This window comes from Amycolatopsis sp. NPDC043887 (genome assembly GCF_056435665.1).
Genome location: NZ_JBWKEB010000023.1, coordinates 1 through 17,126, shown reverse-complemented (window position 1 = coordinate 17,126; position 17,126 = coordinate 1). Strand labels below are relative to the sequence as shown.

Annotated in this window: 15 protein-coding genes and 1 rRNA gene; 3 read left to right on the top strand and 13 right to left on the bottom strand. The window is 70.2% G+C overall.

The window, feature by feature from the left end; genetic code table 11:
• Nucleotides 1–48: 48 nt before the first annotated feature.
• Both AC069H_RS38565 and AC069H_RS38560 read right to left on the bottom strand, forming a co-directional pair.
• Nucleotides 49–675 carry an NUDIX domain-containing protein gene (locus AC069H_RS38565; protein ID WP_478235602.1) on the bottom strand — a complete coding sequence of 209 codons (627 nt, stop codon included), beginning with the start codon at nt 673–675 and terminating at the stop codon, nt 49–51.
• On the bottom strand, nt 672–2,372 hold the full coding sequence (locus AC069H_RS38560; RefSeq protein ID WP_478235601.1) for a CTP synthase: 1,701 nt from the start codon (nt 2,370–2,372) through the stop codon (nt 672–674). Before AC069H_RS38560 ends, AC069H_RS38565 begins: the two co-directional genes overlap by 4 nt.
• An 88-nt stretch (nt 2,373–2,460) precedes the next feature.
• Here AC069H_RS38560 and aroA point away from each other — a divergent pair, with 88 nt between their 5' ends.
• Nucleotides 2,461–3,747 carry a 3-phosphoshikimate 1-carboxyvinyltransferase gene (aroA, locus tag AC069H_RS38555; protein ID WP_478235600.1) on the top strand — a complete coding sequence of 429 codons (1,287 nt, stop codon included), beginning with the start codon at nt 2,461–2,463 and terminating at the stop codon, nt 3,745–3,747.
• Here aroA and AC069H_RS38550 read toward each other — a convergent pair.
• Nucleotides 3,744–4,679: an aminoglycoside phosphotransferase/kinase family protein gene (locus AC069H_RS38550; RefSeq protein ID WP_478235599.1), complete on the bottom strand. Its 936-nt coding sequence runs from the start codon at nt 4,677–4,679 to the stop codon at nt 3,744–3,746. The genes aroA and AC069H_RS38550 overlap by 4 nt on opposite strands.
• Nucleotides 4,680–4,702: 23 nt before the next feature.
• Complete coding sequence (locus AC069H_RS38545; protein WP_340685733.1) at nt 4,703–5,380, bottom strand: GntR family transcriptional regulator; 678 nt, start codon at nt 5,378–5,380, stop codon at nt 4,703–4,705.
• A 149-nt stretch (nt 5,381–5,529) separates the two neighbouring features.
• On the opposite strand from AC069H_RS38545, the gene AC069H_RS38540 reads away from it, so the two are divergent.
• Together AC069H_RS38540 and AC069H_RS38535 are read left to right on the top strand one after the other, a co-directional pair.
• Nucleotides 5,530–6,972, top strand: coding sequence for an NCS1 family nucleobase:cation symporter-1 (locus tag AC069H_RS38540; RefSeq protein ID WP_478235598.1), 1,443 nt, complete (start codon nt 5,530–5,532; stop codon nt 6,970–6,972).
• Entirely contained in the window at nt 6,972–7,682 is a 711-nt protein-coding gene (locus AC069H_RS38535; RefSeq protein WP_360087007.1) for an aspartate/glutamate racemase family protein, read from the top strand. Before AC069H_RS38540 ends, AC069H_RS38535 begins: the two co-directional genes overlap by 1 nt.
• 64 nt (nt 7,683–7,746) lie before the next feature.
• On the opposite strand, the gene AC069H_RS38530 is transcribed toward AC069H_RS38535, so the two are convergent.
• The 9 genes from AC069H_RS38530 to rrf all read right to left on the bottom strand — a co-directional run.
• Nucleotides 7,747–8,694, bottom strand: coding sequence for a copper transporter (locus AC069H_RS38530; RefSeq protein WP_340685736.1), 948 nt, complete (start codon nt 8,692–8,694; stop codon nt 7,747–7,749).
• Nucleotides 8,691–9,875 (bottom strand): putative cytokinetic ring protein SteA, encoded by a 1,185-nt coding sequence (gene steA, locus AC069H_RS38525; protein ID WP_340685737.1) that lies wholly within the window; start codon nt 9,873–9,875, stop codon nt 8,691–8,693. Before steA ends, AC069H_RS38530 begins: the two co-directional genes overlap by 4 nt.
• A gap of 220 nt (nt 9,876–10,095) precedes the next feature.
• The gene (recN, locus tag AC069H_RS38520) at nt 10,096–11,892 is read right to left on the bottom strand and encodes a DNA repair protein RecN (protein WP_478235647.1); all 1,797 of its coding nucleotides are present in this window, start codon (nt 11,890–11,892) and stop codon (nt 10,096–10,098) included.
• Nucleotides 11,893–11,995: 103 nt separating this feature from the next.
• On the bottom strand, nt 11,996–12,907 hold the full coding sequence (locus AC069H_RS38515; protein WP_072026471.1) for an NAD kinase: 912 nt from the start codon (nt 12,905–12,907) through the stop codon (nt 11,996–11,998).
• Nucleotides 12,904–13,719: a TlyA family RNA methyltransferase gene (locus AC069H_RS38510; protein WP_257485873.1), complete on the bottom strand. Its 816-nt coding sequence runs from the start codon at nt 13,717–13,719 to the stop codon at nt 12,904–12,906. The genes AC069H_RS38515 and AC069H_RS38510 overlap by 4 nt, the downstream gene beginning before the upstream one ends.
• Before the next feature lie 4 nt (nt 13,720–13,723).
• Nucleotides 13,724–13,930, bottom strand: a complete 207-nt coding sequence (locus tag AC069H_RS38505; RefSeq protein ID WP_039924600.1) for a hypothetical protein — start codon at nt 13,928–13,930, stop codon at nt 13,724–13,726.
• A 58-nt stretch (nt 13,931–13,988) separates the two neighbouring features.
• A complete protein-coding gene (locus AC069H_RS38500; RefSeq protein WP_478235597.1) occupies nt 13,989–14,978 on the bottom strand; it encodes an HAD-IIA family hydrolase in 990 nt (329 codons plus the stop codon).
• Nucleotides 14,971–16,872, bottom strand: coding sequence for a tetratricopeptide repeat protein (locus tag AC069H_RS38495; protein ID WP_478235596.1), 1,902 nt, complete (start codon nt 16,870–16,872; stop codon nt 14,971–14,973). The genes AC069H_RS38500 and AC069H_RS38495 overlap by 8 nt, the downstream gene beginning before the upstream one ends.
• Before the next feature lie 163 nt (nt 16,873–17,035).
• A 5S ribosomal RNA gene (rrf, locus tag AC069H_RS38490) occupies nt 17,036–17,126 on the bottom strand; the annotation flags it as partial.

Here is a 17,126-nt window from a genome sequence, read left to right as displayed (position 1 = left end):
CATTGCAAAATTTGCAATGAAGGGGCCTTTCATGTCACGAGCGAGCGGCTAGAGACCGCGCGAAGCGAACTTCGTCGGCCTGTCCTCCCAAGGCGCGTCGGCGGGCCGCGACGAAGCCGCCCCCGAAAGCACCGCGTGCGCGGCGAGCACGCCACCGACGGTCGACCCGTTCACCAGCTCACCGGCCAGCGCCATCCGGACCGCCTCGGCGAGCGGGAACTTCCGCATGACGAGGTCCGCCTCCTCGTCGCCAAGGACCTCCCTGTCCACTTCGGACAGGTCGCGGGCGAGGTAGACGCGGACGACCTCGTCGGTGAAGCCGGGCGACGCCGCGACGTCGATCAGGGTCTCCCAGCGCTCGGCGCTGAGCCCGACCTCCTCGACCAGCTCGCGTTGGGCCGCGCCGACGGGGTCCTCCCCCGCCTTGTCGATCAGCCCGGCGGGCAGTTCCCACAGCCGCCGCCCGATCGGATGACGGTACTGGTGGATCAGCGTGACCGCGCCGTCCTCGTCGAGCGCGACGACGGCGACCGCGCCGAGGTGCTCGACGACCTCACGACGGGCGGTGCCGCCGCCGGGCATCACGACCTCGTCGACCCGCAGCCCCACGACACGTCCGATGTGGACGTCCTTTGTGGACGCGACGGTGAACTCGTGCTTACCGGGCTCGCTCACCGGGCCACCGTCTGAGCGGCCTCGGGCAGCTCGACCGGCAGCCGCTCGGCGACCTTGCGGTCGACGACGGCCTTCACGAACGCGCTGAACAGCGGGTGCGGACGGGTCGGGCGGCTCTTGAGCTCCGGGTGCGCCTGGGTGCCGACGAAGAACGGGTGCTTGTCGGCGGGCAGCTCCACGAACTCGACCAGGTGGTCGTCGGGCGAGGTACCCGAGAACACCAGACCGGCGTCGGAAAGGCGCTTGCGGTAAGCGTTGTTGACCTCGTAGCGGTGACGATGCCGCTCGGAGACCTCGGTGCTGCCGTACGCCTTCGCGACCTGCGAGCCCGGCTTGAGCTTGGCGACGTAGGCGCCGAGCCGCATGGTGCCGCCCATGTCGCGCTCGCCGGCGACGACGTCACGCTGGTCGGCCATCGTCGAGATGACCGGGTTCGGGCCGTCCTCGAACTCGGCCGAGTTCGCGTCCTTGATACCCGCCAGGTTCCGCGCCGCGTCGATCACCATGCACTGCAGGCCGAGGCACAGGCCCAGCAGCGGCAGCCCGTGGGTGCGGGCGTAGGCGATGGCGCCGACCTTGCCCTCGATGCCACGGACGCCGAAGCCGCCCGGCACCAGCACGCCGTCCACATCGGACAGCGCCGCGGCCGCGCCGGCCGGGGTCTCGCAGGAGTCCGAGGGGACCCAGGAGATCTGGACCTTGGCGCGGTGGGCGAACCCGCCCGCGCGCAGCGCCTCGGTGACCGACAGATACGCGTCCGGCAGGTCGATGTACTTGCCGACGAGCGCGACCCGCACCGTCTCCGACGGGTTGTGCACGCGGTCGAGCAGGTCGCCCCACACGGTCCAGTCGACGTCGCGGAACGGCAGCCCGAGGCGGCGCACCACGTAGGCGTCGAGCGCCTCACGGTGCAACACCTTCGGGATGTCGTAGATCGACGGCGCGTCGGGGCAGGCGATGACGGCTTCGGTGTCGACGTCGCACATCAGGCCGATCTTGCGCTTGAGGTCCTCCGGCAGCTCACGGTCGGCGCGGCAGACGAGCGCGTCGGGCTGGATACCGATGTTGCGCAATGCGGCGACCGAGTGCTGGGTCGGCTTGGTCTTCAGCTCGCCCGAGGGGGCGAGGTACGGGACCAGGGAGACGTGGAGGAAGAAGCACTGGTCGCGGCCGACGTCGTGGCGGACCTGACGGCAGGCCTCCAGGAACGGCAGCGACTCGATGTCGCCCACGGTGCCGCCGACCTCGGTGATCACGACGTCCGGGCTGTTCCCGTCCTCGTCGGCGCCCGCCGCGGCGGTGATCCTCGCCTTGATCTCGTCGGTGATGTGCGGGATGACCTGCACGGTGTCGCCGAGGTACTCACCGCGGCGCTCCTTGGCGATGACCTCGGAGTACACCTGCCCGGTGGTGACGTTCGCCTTGCCGTCGAGAGCCCGGTCGAGAAAACGCTCGTAGTGCCCGATGTCCAGATCGGTCTCGGCGCCGTCGTCGGTGACGAACACCTCACCGTGCTGGAACGGGTTCATCGTGCCCGGATCGACGTTGAGGTACGGATCCAGCTTCTGCATCGTGACCCGGAGCCCACGTGCGGTAAGGAGCTGACCCAGGCTGGAAGCCGTGAGTCCCTTACCCAGAGAGGAGGCAACGCCTCCGGTGACAAAGACATACTTGGTAGCCCGCGACTGAAGTCCCACGGGCTTCCACCTTATCGCACGCCCGCCGAAGCGCTCACCGGCCACGCCGCAAGCGTCCGTTGGAGTGGAAAACCGCTACTCTCGCGGCGTGACAGACGCGCACGACACCTGGACCGCACCGGTCGCGGAAGGCCCGCTCGACGCGGACATCCGTGTCCCCGGTTCGAAGTCGATCACCAACCGGGCCTACGTCCTCGCCGCGCTCGCCAGCGCGCCGACGCGGGTGCGGACCCCGCTCGACTCCCGGGACGCGCGCCTGATGCTCGGCGCCATCTACGCACTCGGCGCCCACTCGCAGGGCAGCATCGGCGGCTACCTCGTGCACCCGCTCGGCCCCGGCCGCGTCCATCCCGACGAGACCGTCCGGGTGGAGCTCGGCAACGCGGGCACGGTCGCCAGGTTCACCCCCGCGCTCGCCGCGCTGGGAACCGGCCCGGCGCTGTTCGACGGCGACGAGGCCATCCGCCGCCGTCCCATCGGGCCGCTGCTGAAGGCACTTCGCGACCTCGGCGCCCGCATCGACGACGACCACCGCGAGGCGCCGCCCTTCACCGTCCACGGCGAAGGCGGCTTGCGGGGCGGCAGGGTCGACCTGGACGCCTCGGCGTCGAGCCAGTTCCTGTCCGCACTGCTGCTCGCTGGGCCGTCGTTCCAGCAGGGTGTCACCGTGCGCCTCGTGGGCGGCCAGGTGCCGAGCGAGCCGCATATCGCGATGACCGTCGAGATGCTCCGCCGGTTCGGGGCCACTGTGGACCGCGAGGGCGCCGAGTTCCACGTCGCGCCGACACGGCTTTCCTGCCCCGAGTACATCGTCGAGCCGGACCTCTCGACGGCGGCGCCGTTCGTCGCCGCCGCGATCGCGACCGGCGGCACAGTGCGCATCGCGGGCTGGCCGCAGCGGACGACGCAACCCGGGGACTGGCTGCGCAGCCTGGCGCCCGTTCTCGGCGCCACCGCCGAACTCGACGCGGCGGGCCTGACGGTCACCGGCAGCGGCGCGATTCCCGGCGTCGAACTGGACCTGCACGACGTCGGCGAGCTGACGCCGGTGATCGCGGCGCTGCTGTGCTTCGCCGAGGGACCGTCGGTCATCTCCGGGGTGGCGCATCTTCGCGGCCACGAGACCGACCGGCTGACCGCGCTCGCCACCGAACTGTCGTCGCTCGGCGCCGACGTCCGCGAGACCGAGGACGGGCTGCGGATCACGCCGGCGCCGCTGCACGGAGGGAAGTTCCGCACCTACGACGACCACCGGCTGGTGATGGCGGCGGCGGTGCTCGGCCTGAAGGTCGAAGGGGTCGAAGTGGAGAACCCGGGGACGGTCGGGAAGACCTTCCCCGGATTCGCCGAAGCCTGGACTTCGATGCTCGGCTAGCCGAGCCCTCCGGCGAAGGGGGTTCCCCGCCACTGGTCGATCATCGGCTTGAGACCGTCCACCAGCATCGGCAGCTCGGGCGCCATCGACAGGCACGCGACCACCTGAAGCAGGCCCACCGCCTCGAAGGTTCGCAGCGCGCCTTCGTCGACCTCGCGCAGGCCGAGTCCGACGGCGGCGGCGTTGTAGGCCTCGATGCCTTCGGGACCGTTGAACGCGAGGTCGCGTTCGATCGGGCCGCGGTTCACCAGTTCGAAGTCGGAGTAGAGCTCGCCTTCGGTGGTGACGATCAGGTTGTAGCCCGGCGAGTCACCGTGCACCGGTTGCACGGTGGCACCGGGGAACGCCTTGGCGAAGGCCTCCTCCGATTCCAGCAGCGACCGGAAGACCTCCCATTCGCGGCGGGCGCGGTCGAGGTCGGCGGGGTCGAGCAGCTCCGGCCTGCCTTCGAGCTGGGCGAGGCCGTCGGGGATGAACGGGTCGAGCCCGTTCAGGAACGCCAGGTCGCCGGGATAGTCACGGAGCGTGGCGTGCAGCTTCGCGACGAGCTTGGCCGAGTGCTCCACGGCAAGGTTCGCGTCCTCGACGAACTCGATCAGTTCCCAAAAAGTCATCGAGAAACCGTCGCGCTGCACGGGTTCCGCCGGTACCAGCGGGCTCGGCTTGACGACCGGAAGCCCCTTCTCGCCGAGCCAGGTGGCGACGGCGAGTTCGCGCCGCTGGTCGGTCAGCTGTGTCTCCAGCGTGGTCGTGCGCGGCAGCACGGTCGGCACGCGCACGACGACCGGAGAAGGCGCCAGCCGCACGATGACGGAGAAAACGTCGTACAGGACCTCGGGTCCGGTGATGGCGATGCCGAGGTCACGTCCCGCGGAAACCGCGGCGGCCACCGCCCGCGCGGTGCGGGCGGCCCGTTGTTCGTCGGTGATCATGCCGCGAGTCTGACATTCCCGGTTCACCCGGCGGAGCGTTCTCCGTCATCTTCGGGGAACAACGCCTTCAGCGTGACCGCCCGGTTCACCCGCACATGTTCGACGGCGTGGGCCCGCGCGCGGTCGGCGTCGCCCGAAGCGATCGCGTCGTAGAGGCGGCGGTGCTCGTCGAGCAGTTCACCCCAGTGCTCGTTCTGGCTGGTCAGCCAGCGCAGCCTGCCCTCGAGCGGGCGGAGGATCTCGTGCAGGAGCCCGTTGCCGGCGAGCGCGACGATCTGGTCGTGGAAGCGGGTGTTGAGCAGAGTGATCCGGGCCGGGTCACCACTTTCGGTCGCGCGGGCGGCGTCGGTGAGCAGCCGTTCGAGCGCGCGGAGTTCCGCTTTGCCCGCCCGTTCGGCGGCCAGTCCGGCGGCGAGTCCTTCGAGTGCCTCACGGACGTCGAACAGCTCCTCGACGTCGGCCTTGGCCAGCTGGCGCACGACGATGCGCCGCGGCGACTGGACGGCGAGGAAGCCCTCGGCCTCCAGGCTGCGGATGGCCTCGCGCACGGGGACCCGCGAAACTCCGAGGTCCTCGGCGAGCTCGCGTTCGACCAGCCTGTCCCCCGGCTTCAGCCGTCCGGCGAGGATACGTTCACGCAGCTCGTCGCGGACCCGCTGCCGGGTCGCGGCCAGCGGCTGACGCGGTCCTTCCTCGGCCACCCGACCCCCTCGTTCAATACTGCCGTAACAGCTCGTAACCCGAGTTTATCGGCAGAAACCTTGACGGCGGGCCACCGCGGGGTGATATTTGGGATGCCAAATTTTGGGATACCAAATCGACCGGATGTCCCCGTCGATCGGAGGCCCGCATGACCGCCGCCCCAGCAACCCGGTCCGAAGCGCCTACCACCGAGAACGCCGATCCCCGGCTCTGGAACGAAGATCTCGCCCCGGCGAAAGAACGCCGCTGGAAGGTCTACGACATCTTCGCGCTGTGGATGTCGGACGTGCACAACCTCGGCAATTACACCTTCGCGGCGGGCCTGTTCGTCCTCGGGCTCTCGGCCTGGCAGGTGTTCACCGCGCTGCTGACCGGTTTCGTGCTCATCTACTTCGGCATGAACCTGATGGGCCGGATCGGCCAGAAGACCGGCGTCCCCTTCCCCGTGGTCGCCCGCATCAGTTTCGGCACCTTCGGCGCGAACCTGCCCGCGCTCATCCGCGCGATCATCGCGATCTTCTGGTACGGCATCCAGACCTACCTCGCGTCCGTGGCCATCACGCTGCTCGTGCTCGCGATCGATCCGGGTCTGAAACCGTTGACCGAGGTGGGTTTCCTCGGCCTGCACGCCCTCGGCTGGATCTGTTTCATCGCGCTGTGGCTCGCGCAGGCGCTCGTGCTCACCCGCGGCATGGAGGCCGTGCGCAAGTTCCAGGACTGGTGCGGTCCCGGCATCTGGGTCGTGATGATCGCGCTCGCGGTGTGGATCCTGGCCGCCGCCGACTGGAACATCTCCTTGACGAGTAACCCGAAGGCACTGTCCACAGGGGAGCAAGTACGGCAGTGGTTCGGCGCCGTCGGCCTGATCCTGTCCATCTACGGCACCCTGATGCTCAACTTCTGCGACTTCTCGCGGTTCGCCCCGAACCAGAAAACGGTACGGCGCGGCAACTTCTGGGGACTGCCGATCAACTCGACGGCGTTCGCGCTGCTGTCGGTGCTGGTGACCGCCGGCAGCCTCCAGGTGTTCGGCGAAGCCATCACCGACCCTGCCGAACTACTGGCCCGTATCGACAACACCCCCGTGCTGATCATCGGCGCGCTGACCTTCGCGATCGCCACCATGGGCGTGAACATCGTCGCGAACTTCGTCTCGCCCGCCTACGACCTGGCCAACATCTGGCCGAAACGGATCACCTTCACCATCGGCGGGATGATCAGCGCGGTCGCGGCGTTGTGCGTGCTGCCGTGGAAGCTGTACTCGTCGCCCGCGGTGGTCAACTACTTCCTCGGCGGTCTCGGCGCCTTCCTCGGCCCGCTGTTCGGCATCATGATCGTCGACTACTACCTGGTGAAACGCGGCCGGATCGACGTGGACAAGCTGTTCGTGGCCGGACCCGGTTCGCCGTACCACTACAAGCGCGGATTCAACCCACGCGCGATGGTCACCTTCCTGCCCACCGCGGCGCTGTCCGCGATCATCGCCCTGGTGCCGTTCTTCGCCCCGGCCGCGCCGTACTCGTGGTTCATCGGTACCGCTTCCGCCGCGGCCCTCTACTTCGTGGTGTCGCGCAAGCAACGGGTCGCGTGATGCGGATCCTGGTCACCAACTGCAACACCACCGAGGCGATGACCAAGGAGATCGAGGCGGGCGCCCGCGCCGCGGCGAGTCCCGGCACCGAGATCCTGGCCAGAACCCCGTTGTGGGGCCCTGAATCCGCCGAGGGCTGGCTGGACAGCTTCCTGAGCGCCGCAGCCGTCCTCGACCTTCTCAACGGGCTGGACGAGCCGTTCGACGCGCTCGTGATGGCCGGTTTCGGTGAGCACGGCAGGGAAGGCGCGCGGGAGCTGCTCGACGTCCCCGTCGTCGACATCACCGAGGCCGCCGCGCATCTGGCCTGCCTGCTGGGAAGACGCTACGGCGTCGTGACCACATTGGACCGGACGTGCGGGCTCATCGAAGACAGCCTGCACGCCGCGGGCGTCGCGCAGAACTGCGTCGGCGTCCTCGGTGCCGGGCTCGGGGTGCTCGAACTGACCGACGAACGCCGGACGGAATCGGCACTGCTGACCGCCGGACGGCGCGCCCGCGACGCGGGTGCGGAGGTCCTCGTCCTCGGCTGCGCGGGGATGACCGGCCTCGATCGCCGGATCTCGGCGATGCTGGACATCCCGGTGATCGACGGCGTCGCGGCCGCGGTCCGGCTGGCCGAATCCCTGGTGGCGCTGAACCTCAAGACCAGCCGGGCCGGCTCCTACGCCCGCCCACTCCCGAAAACCCGCCTCTGGCCCCGCGTTTAGTCCTCTGAATGCGGTAGTTGCACACGCAAGTACCGCATTCAGAGGACGAAATGCGAAAGGGGGACTAGTTGCCGTCGGCCGCGATACCGGGGGCCGGAGCCTGGGCATTGCCCGCGATGCCGTAGCGGCCCGCGCCGCCTTCGAGCTGCTCGCGCAGCGCCAAGATCGTGGTGACCCGGCCGGCCGCGGTCTCCGCGTTGTCCACAGTGGACAGGATCGAGGTCGACGAGGTGTCGGCGCGGACGACGCCGATCGCGCCGGTGCCGTCGGCGGATCCCGCGTCGCCCGCCAAGACGGTGCCCGCGCCGGAACGGTCCAGCTGCGCGGCGAACCGCGCGATGGTCGACGCACGGTCACCGGCGCCGTCCCCGGTGTACTTGGAACCGGTGAGCACGATCGCGAGCTGCGCGGGCTTCACGTCTCCGCCGGTCTTGAGGAAACCGCCGTCGGTGAGCCCGCCAAGCGCGGCCGCCAGCTCCACCGGCGTGGACTGCGGCTGCGCGTTGTCCTTGTTCAGCAACGCGACCGAGCCGAGCAGAGCGCCGGCGAGGGTGCCGGGGTCGCCCGCGGTCGGGAACTGGACACCGGCGGGCTGGAGCCGCGAGACGACGTCACGCAGCTGATCGGAGCGCATCGGGTCGGAGAACGCCTCGGTCAGCTGGATCTCCCCGGTGACGGCGGCACCCGCCTGGCCGACGAGCTGCTTGAGCGCGTCGCGGTCCGCGGGCTTCGCGTCCTCTGTGGTCACCAGCACCACCGAACGCTTGTCCAGCTGCCCGGCGACGACCTTCGGCCCCATCGCGCCGGCGAACGCGTCCGCGTCGCCGAGCCTGGCGTTGAGCGTGTTGCGCTGCGCCTCCAGATCCGCGACCTGGGAACCCAGATCCTCCTTCTGGCCGGCGAGACCCGAAAGCAGGGCACCGTTCAGCGCCGTGGACCCGAGCACCACCCCGAGGGCGAGCGCCAGGAAGCAGGCGGCGATGGAAACGATGTGGTACCGCAGTGAAATCACGTGAAGAGTCCCTTGCCCCAGGCGATGAACGAGTTCCAGGTGTCGCGGATCCAGTCGAGGTAGACCGAACCCACGTCGGACACCAGCAGTGCGGCCGCGACGGCCACCAGGGTCGCGACGACCAGCAGGACGATGGCGCCGATGGACACCCGGCTGCGGTGCAGGGTCGCGACCGCCTTGCCGTCGACCAGTTTCGTGCCGAGTTTGAGCCGGGTGAGGAACGTCGACGGGTTCGAGCCGGACCGGCCGTGGTCGAGGAACTCCCGCAGCGTCGCCTGGAAACCGACGGTGACCACCAGGCTCGCCTCGTGCGCGTCGGCCAGCAGCAGAGCCAGATCCTCGGCGTTACCCGTCGCAGGGAAGGTGACCGCGCCGATCCCGAGGTCCTGGATGCGCTCGACACCCGGCGCGTGCCCGTCCGGCTGCGCCGGGACCACGACCTCGCCACCGCTGCGCAGGGTCTCGGCGCCGATCCCGTGCGGGTCGCCGACGATGACGTCCGGCTGATATCCCTGCGCGCGCAGCGTGTCGGCCCCGGCGTCGACACCGATCAGCACCGGCCGGTGCTCGGCGATGTACTTCTTCAGCTTCTTGAGGTCTTCGGCGTGCCCGTTGCCGCCCGCGACCACGAGGGCGTGCCGGTCCTTGAGCGGCACCCGGATCTCCGGGACACCGACACCGTCGAGGATGAGGCTGCGTTCCCGGCGGAGGAATTCGATCGTGTTCGCGGAGAACGCCTCGAGCTGGGTGGACATCCCGGCCTTGGCCTCGATCATCTGGTCCGCGACGCTTTCCCGCGTCTGCTGGACACCCGAGCCGAGCTGCCGCTCTCCGATGTAGACGACGCCTTCGTGCAGGCGGAGTTTCGTGCCGTCCTTCACCTTGCGCAGCAGTTCACCGCCGACCGAATCGACGAGCGGGATCCCGGCCTCGAGCAGGATCTCCGGGCCCAGGTTGGGGAAACGGCCGGAGATCGAGGGCGAGGCGTTCACCACCGCCGCGACTTCGGCCTCCACCAAGGCATCGGCCGTCGACCGGTCGAGGTCGAGCTGGTCGAGGACGACGATGTCGCCGGGGCTCAGCCGGCGGAGCAGCTCGCGCGTACGCCGGTCGACCCTGGCGACGCCGGTGATCCCGGGGAGGGTCTCTTGGTTACGCGAGAGCAAGCCGGTGAGCTTCATGCGACCGATAGTGACAAATTCGCGCGGCCTTCTGCGTCCGCCACGCCGATGGAAACACGCCGATTAACCCACACTGGTTCGGCTACGGCCTCACGGAGGCGCGTTGCGAAAGTGGCTTTCGCAACCGCACCTGAGTGGTTCAAGCCCAGTGGTAGTGAAGGCCTCCTTCCCCACCCTGAAGGTAGGGAAGGAGGCCTTCACGGACTCGCTCAGGCAGAGGCTACTTCGTCTTCTTTCGCTTCCCACCGCGACGGGCCTTGGGCTTGTCCGGCGTGCTCTTGTCGGCCTCGGCGACGGCGAGCAGTTCTTCCGCGTGTGCCCGGCCGGTCTCGGTGCTTTCCATTCCGGCGAGCATGCGGGCGAGCTCGACGACACGCTCCGACTGTTCGAGCACGCGCACGCCGCTGCGGGTCACTCCGCCGCTGGTGCCCTTGTCCACCACCAGATGCTGATCGGCGAACGCGGCCACCTGCGGCAGATGCGTGACCACCAGGACCTGGTGACTGCGCGCCAGCCGCGCGAGCCGCCTGCCGATCTCGACCGCGGCCCGGCCGCCGACCCCGGCGTCGACCTCGTCGAACACCAGTGTCTGCACGGTGTCCGCGTGCGCGAGGACGACCTCGATCGCCAGCATCACGCGGGAAAGCTCACCACCGGAAGCGGCCTTGTGCACCGGGAGCGGCGGGGCGCCGTTGTGCGCCCGCAGCAGCAACTCGACGTCGTCGACGCCGTCGGCCCCGGCGTGCACGAGCCTGCCGCCGACCTTCACCGCGTGCGCGTCGCTCTCGTCGACCGCGCGCCGCTCGACGGTGATCTCGATCTCGGCCTGCCCCATGGCGAGCCCGGACATCTCGGCGGTGATCGCCTCGGCGAGTTCGGCGGCGGCCTCGACCCGCGCCTCCGACAGCGTGAGCGCGTGTTCCGCCAGCGTGACGGCGAGTTCGTCGCGGCGCTTGGCCAGCTCGGCCAACGCCTCTTCGGAGGTGTCCATCGTGGACATCCGGCGGCGGGCGTCGTCGGCCCAGGCGAGCACGCCGTCCACGTCTGCCGCGTATTTGCGCGTGAGCCGCTTCAGGTCCGCCTGGCGCGCGAGCACCTTCTCCAGCAACGCCGGGTCGGCGTCGAGCGTTTCGAGGTAGCTGCCCAGCTCGGTGCCCACTTCGGACAGCAGCACCGACGCCTCGTCCAACCGGGGCCCGAGTTCACGCAGCACGGCGTCTTCGGAACCGGTCAGATGGCGGCTCGCCTCGCCGATCAGCCCCAGCGCGCCGGGCGCGTCCGGATCCCCGTCCGCCGAACCGGCGACGGCGGCGTGCGCCGCGCTGGCCGCCGCCCGCAGTTCGTCGACCGCGGCGAGCCGCTTGATCTGCTCGGTGAGTTCCGTGTCCTCGCCCGGTTCCGGCGCGACGGCGTCGATCTCGGCGAGGCCGTGGCGCAACAGGTCGGCCTGCTGCGCCATCTCGCGGGAGCGGGTGGAACGCTCGGTCAGTTCGGCGACGACGGCGAGCCACTCGTCCCGGACCGCGCGGTACCGCTCGAGCGGTTCGGTGACGGCTTCACCGGCGAACCGGTCGATCACCGCCCGCTGCTCGGCGGGCCGCAGCAGCCGCAGCTGATCGTTCTGCCCGTGGACGGCGATCAGCTGCTCGGACAGATCGGCCAGTACCCCGACCGGCACCGAACGGCCGCCGAGGTGGGCACGGGACCGGCCGTCGACCGAGACCGCGCGCAGCGCGATGACACTGCCGTCCTCGTCGACCTCCGCCCCGGCGTCGGTGACGATCCGGGTGGCGCCCTCGGCACCGCCCAGCTCGAAGCGGCCTTCCACGAAGGCCTTCAGCATTCCCGTCCGCACCTTGGACACTTCGGCTCGGCCGCCGGAGAGCAGGTGCAACCCGCTGACGACCATGGTCTTGCCCGCACCCGTCTCACCGGTGACGACGGTGAAGCCCGCGTGCAGTTCCAGCAGGGCGTCCTCGATGACTCCGAGGCCCTGGATGCGCATCTCGGCCAGCACGACGCCCACCGTAGCGGCCCACCCCGACCATTCCCGCACCCGGCACGTCAGGAAAGGGTCGTTCAAGACAAAAAAGTCCTGAACGACCCTTTCATGACATCCGTCAGCGAGCGTGCCGCTCCCGCCAGCCCTTGATCGGCAATGAGAACTTGTGCACCAACCGGTCGGTGAACGGGCCTTCCCACAACCGGACCAGGCGCACCGGCACCCGGCCGCAGGTGACCCGCACGGCCGCACCGGCGGGAAGATCGAAGGTCCGCGATCCGTCGCAGGTCAGGACGGCGGGCGAACCGTCCGGATCGATGGCGACGGTGATCTCCGAGTCCCGCGAGACGACCAGCGGCCGGGAGAACATCGCGTGCGCGTTGCTCGGGACCACCAGCAGGGCCTGGACGTCCGGCCAGATGATCGGCCCGCCCGCGGAGAACGCGTACGCCGTCGAGCCGGTCGGGGTGGCGCACAGGACGCCGTCGCAGCCGAAGGACGACACGGGCCTTCCGTCGACCTCGATGAGGGCGTCCAGCACGCGCTCACGCGAGCTCTTCTCGACGCTGGCCTCGTTGAGCGCCCAGGTGTTGACGGTCTCCTCACCGTCGACGGTCACGACGACATCGACGGTCATCCGCTCTTCGACCTGGTAGTCGCCGTCGACGGCACGCTGGACGGTGTCGGCGAGCTTGTCCGAATCGGCCTCCGCCAGGAAGCCGACCCGGCCGAGGTTCACGCCGAGGACCGGAACGCCGTTCGGCCTCGCCAGTTCCGCTGCCCGCAGCAGGGTGCCGTCGCCGCCGAGCACGAACACCAGCTCGGTGCCGGCGGCCGGGTCCTGCTCCGGCGCCATGACCGTGCAGGGCGCGCCGATCCCGCCGTCGGCTTCCAGCATCTCCCGGACGTCTTCGTCGAGTACCCGGAGCCGCACACCCGCCTTGGCGAAACGGGCCGAAACCTCGCGTGCCGCGTCCCGGGTCGCGTCCCGGTCCGGGTGCACGACTAGCAGCACCTCGCGATCGCTCATTGGGGTCCCTCCAGGACTGCGGTCCGGACGAGCCGCTCGGCGTCGGTGCCGTCGGTCTCCCCCGCCCCACGGGTAAGCCAGACGAAGTATTCGACGTTCCCCGACGGCCCGGGAAGCGGGCTCGCCACGACGCCGCGCAGGCTCAGATCCAGTTTTTCGGCCTCGGCGAGCACACCGAGCACCGATTCGGCGCGCAGCTCCGGGTCCCGGACGACGCCGCCGCTGCCGAGCCGGTCCTTGCCCACCTCGAACTGCGGTTTCACCATCGGCACCAGATCCGCGCCGTCCCGCGCGCAGGCGGCCAGCGCGGGCAGCACGAGTTTGAGCGAGATGAACGAGAGATCCCCGACCACGAGGTCGACCTGCCCGCCGAGGTCTTCCGGGGTCAGGTTGCGCACGTTCGTCTTGTCCAGGACGACCACGCGGTCGTCGGTGCGCAGGCGCCAGTCCAGCAGGCCGCGGCCGACGTCGGCGGCGATCACCGTGGCGGCGCCGTTGCGCAGCAGGACATCGGTGAAGCCACCGGTCGAGGCGCCCGCGTCGAGACAGCGTTTTCCCTCGGTGGAAAGACCTTGCGGGGTGAAAGCTTCGAGCGCGCCGAGCAACTTGTGCGCGCCGCGCGAGGCCCAGCCGGGGTCGTCGCCGTCGCGCACCACGATCGGCGCGCCGGACTCGACCCCAGTCGCGGGTTTGGTGGCCACCATGCCGCGCACGGTGACCTTGCCTTCGGCGATCAACGCCGACGCCTGCTCCCGGGAACGGGCGAGTCCCCGCCGGACGAGCTCCGCGTCCAGGCGGGCGCGTTTGGGCACGCGGTCAGACCTTGTCGATGGTGGACAGCGCCACCGTCAGCTCGGTGTGCACGGCCTCGAACCGGTCGACGTGCTCCGAGAGCGGAAGCGCGGCGAGGTCGTCGAGACCCGCCACGGCTTCGTCGATCCCGGCTCGGGGATCCGTGTCCTGCTGCGCGAACTGATCGGCCTGGACCGCCGGTGGCCCGGGCACCGGCGGAGGGCCCGGCACCGGCGGTCGCGGCACGGGGTGGAAGTGGTCTTGCACCCCACCAAGTTAGCAGCGCTGGTCAGCCGAGGCGCAGCTCGGCGAGCGCGGCGCGGGCGGTGTCGCCCACACCACGGACCTCGGTGATCCCCGAGTCCCAGGCCGCCGCGCACAACGCGCGCAACAGGTCGAGGGAGTCGCCTTCACCGTCGGCTTCGAGCACGTCACCCTGTGCGGTGACGCGCCAGCCGTCCTTGTGCCCGATTTCGAGAAGGTCCGCGCGGCTACCCAATCCGGACAGATCCCACGCGAGGTAGCGCGGACGCTCCTCGGGCCTCGCCGAGATCAGGGATGCCGCGTCGGCGACGCCGGTCAGGACGCAGAGCGCGTCGATCCCCGCCGCGACGGCGCCCTCGATGTCGGTGTCCAGCCTGTCGCCCACGACGAGGGCACGCTCCGCACCCGCGTCCCGCGCCGCCGTCGTGAACAGCCCCGGCGCGGGCTTGCCGGCCACCAGCGGTTCGACGCCGGTGGCGGTGCGCAACGCGGCCACCATCGACCCGTTGCCCGGGAGCAGTCCGCGTTCGCTGGGCAGGGTCGCGTCGACGTTGGTCGCCACCCACAGCGCGCCCGCGCGGATGGCGAGGCACGCCTCCGCGAGAGCGGCCCAGGTGTTCTGCGGCGAGTGCCCTTGCACCACAGCGGCCACGTCCGGACCGGCTTCCCGGATCGTCTTCAGGCCGACGGACTCGATCTGGGCTGCCAGCGAGTCCGTGCCCACGACGAGAACCACCGCGCCCTGAGGCAGCCGCTCACCCAGCAGGGCGGCGGCGGCCTGAGAGCTCGTGTGGACCTCTTCGGGGGTGGCGGGCAGTCCGAGTGCCTCCAGGTGTGCGGAGACCTCCGCGGGTGCCTTGGAGGCGTTGTTGGTCACCCAACGGACGGCCGTGCCGTGGTCCCGAAGCGCCCGGAGCGCTTCCGGTGCGCCCGGGACCACGGTGCTGCCGTGATAGACCGTGCCGTCGAGGTCGAACAGGACCGCGTCGTACCCGGCCGACAGGGCGTCAGCCATTCGTGAGCTCCGCGGCGCGCTCGGCGGCGTCGGTCTCGTCCTCCTCGTCGGCCTCTGCCGCGTTCAGGAACCAGCGGATCGCCTCGTCCTTGCGGTCTGCGGCGGCGAGGTTGTCGGCGTAGGCGTAGAACAGCCGGGCGCTCCACGGGTCGCGCTTCTCCGCCTTGAGGTCGTCACCCTGCAGGGAGACGACGGCGGCGTCCAGCTGACCGAGGTCACGCCGCGCGCCGGCCGCGACGATCGCGAGCTCGATCTGGGTCGCCTTGGACAGGCGCTCCTTGTCGACCTCCTTCGCGAGGTCGAGGGCCCGCTCCGGGCGACCGATGGCACGCTCGGCGTCGGCGATGATCGCGATGTGGTCGTCGGCCCGGGTCATCCGGCGGACGGCCCGCAGCTCGGACAGCGCCTCGGACCAGTTGCCCGCGTGGTAGGCGACCAGGCCGAGCGCCTCACGGACGATCGGGACCCGCGACGCCTTGGCCTTCGCGTACTTGGCGTGCTCCATGGCGGCTTCGGGATCCTCGTCGACGAGGCCACCGGCCGCGACCAGGTGCTTGCCGACGGTTTCCGCGAGTGCCTTGGGCAGGGTGCGGAGTTCCCGGCGGACTTCTTCGTCGAGGTCGGAGAACTCGATGCCTTCGGGCAGCTCGGGAGCCTCGAGCAGCTCACGCGCCAAGGTCTCGTCGTCGACAGGCCTGTCCTCGGTGCGCGGAGACGAACGGAAGTCCTTGCGGCCTTCGGAACGGTCACGCTGGGGACGGTCGTCGCGCTTGCGGTCGAAGCCGCCGCGCTTGTCGTCGTACCGCTTCTCCGGCCGGTCGGACGAGCGGCGGTCGGGACGGTCGCCGGACGGACGGTAGGCACCGCGCTTGTCGTCACCGCGCTTGTCGCGGTCGCCGAAGCTCTTGCGCTCGTAGCCACCACCGCTGGGACGGCGGTCGCCGCTGTAGCCGCCGGAACGGGAGCCACCGCGGTCATCGCGATAGGACGGACGCCGGTCGTCACCGCCACCCCGATTGTCACGGTCGCCGTAGGACTTTCCCTGGGGGCGTCCTTCGTAACGGTTGCCGGACGGGCGGTCGTCGGAACGGCCGCGGTTGTCCGAGCCGTAGCCGGAACGAGCCGGGCGGCTGTCGGAGCGCTTCTCGTACCGGCCCTCGGAACGGTTGTCCGAACGGCTGTCCGACCGATTGTCGGAGCGGTTGTCGGACGAGCGGTAACCACCGCGGTCGCCACCCCGGTTCTCGGACCGGTAGCCCCCACGGTCACCGCCGCGATTGTCACTGCCGCGGTTGTCACGGTTGTCGCCGCCGCGGTATCCACCGCGGTCGCCGCCACGGCTGTCGCGGTTGTCGGACCGGTAACCGCCACGGTTGTCGCTACCCCGGTTGTCCGAGCGGTAACCGCCACGGTTGTCGCCACCACGGTTGTCCGAGCGGTAACCGCCGCGGTCGCCGCCCTTGTAGTCGCGGCTGTCGCGCCGGTCGTCGGTGCGGAAGCCGCCGCGACGATCGTTGTCGCGGCCACCGGACCGGTCGTCACGACGGTCGCCGGCACCAGGGCCACGACGGTCGTCGTTGTTGTAGCGCGGACGGCTCTCGTCGCGTCCCTGACCTGTGAACCGGCTGCCACCGGAGCGCTGGTCACGGGAGCCGTCGCCGCCGCGCGCGGGCTTGCCGGCGTAGCTGCCACCGGAACCGCGGGCGCCGCGATCGTCCCTGCGCGGGCGGCCCTGGTAGCCGCCATCGCGGCCGCCCCGGTCCTGCCTGCCGCCGGCGGAACCGCGCCGGTCACCTCGCTGCGCGTCAGACCGGCCTCCGCGGGGACTGTCGTCCCGGCGACCCGACCGGCCGGACGCGCCATCATCTGAGTCACGTCGACCGAACTCGGACACCTGGCCTCCTGCCACTATTGAAAAGTTTCGACACTTGCGCCCACCCGTCAGGTGAGCCAACGGACCATTCTAGTCGGTCCATGGACATGAAAAGAGACAGGGCCCTGACCGGGGAGAACCTGTTGGGGTTCTCAACCCTGGTCAGGACCCTGTCCTGAAGTTAGTCCGGCGGTGTCCTACTCTCCCACAACCCTTCGGTTGCAGTACCATCGGCGCTGTCAGGCTTAGCTTCCGGGTTCGGAATGGGACCGGGC

Coding starts and splice junctions, on each gene's coding strand:
- AC069H_RS38550 (WP_478235599.1), bottom strand. CDS start 4,679: ATGATCACCGACGAACAACGGGCCGCCCGCACCGCGCGGGCGGTGGCC.
- AC069H_RS38540 (WP_478235598.1), top strand. CDS start 5,530: ATGACCGCCGCCCCAGCAACCCGGTCCGAAGCGCCTACCACCGAGAAC.
- AC069H_RS38535 (WP_360087007.1), top strand. CDS start 6,972: ATGCGGATCCTGGTCACCAACTGCAACACCACCGAGGCGATGACCAAG.
- steA (WP_340685737.1), bottom strand. CDS start 9,875: ATGAAGCTCACCGGCTTGCTCTCGCGTAACCAAGAGACCCTCCCCGGG.
- AC069H_RS38515 (WP_072026471.1), bottom strand. CDS start 12,907: ATGAGCGATCGCGAGGTGCTGCTAGTCGTGCACCCGGACCGGGACGCG.
- AC069H_RS38500 (WP_478235597.1), bottom strand. CDS start 14,978: ATGGCTGACGCCCTGTCGGCCGGGTACGACGCGGTCCTGTTCGACCTC.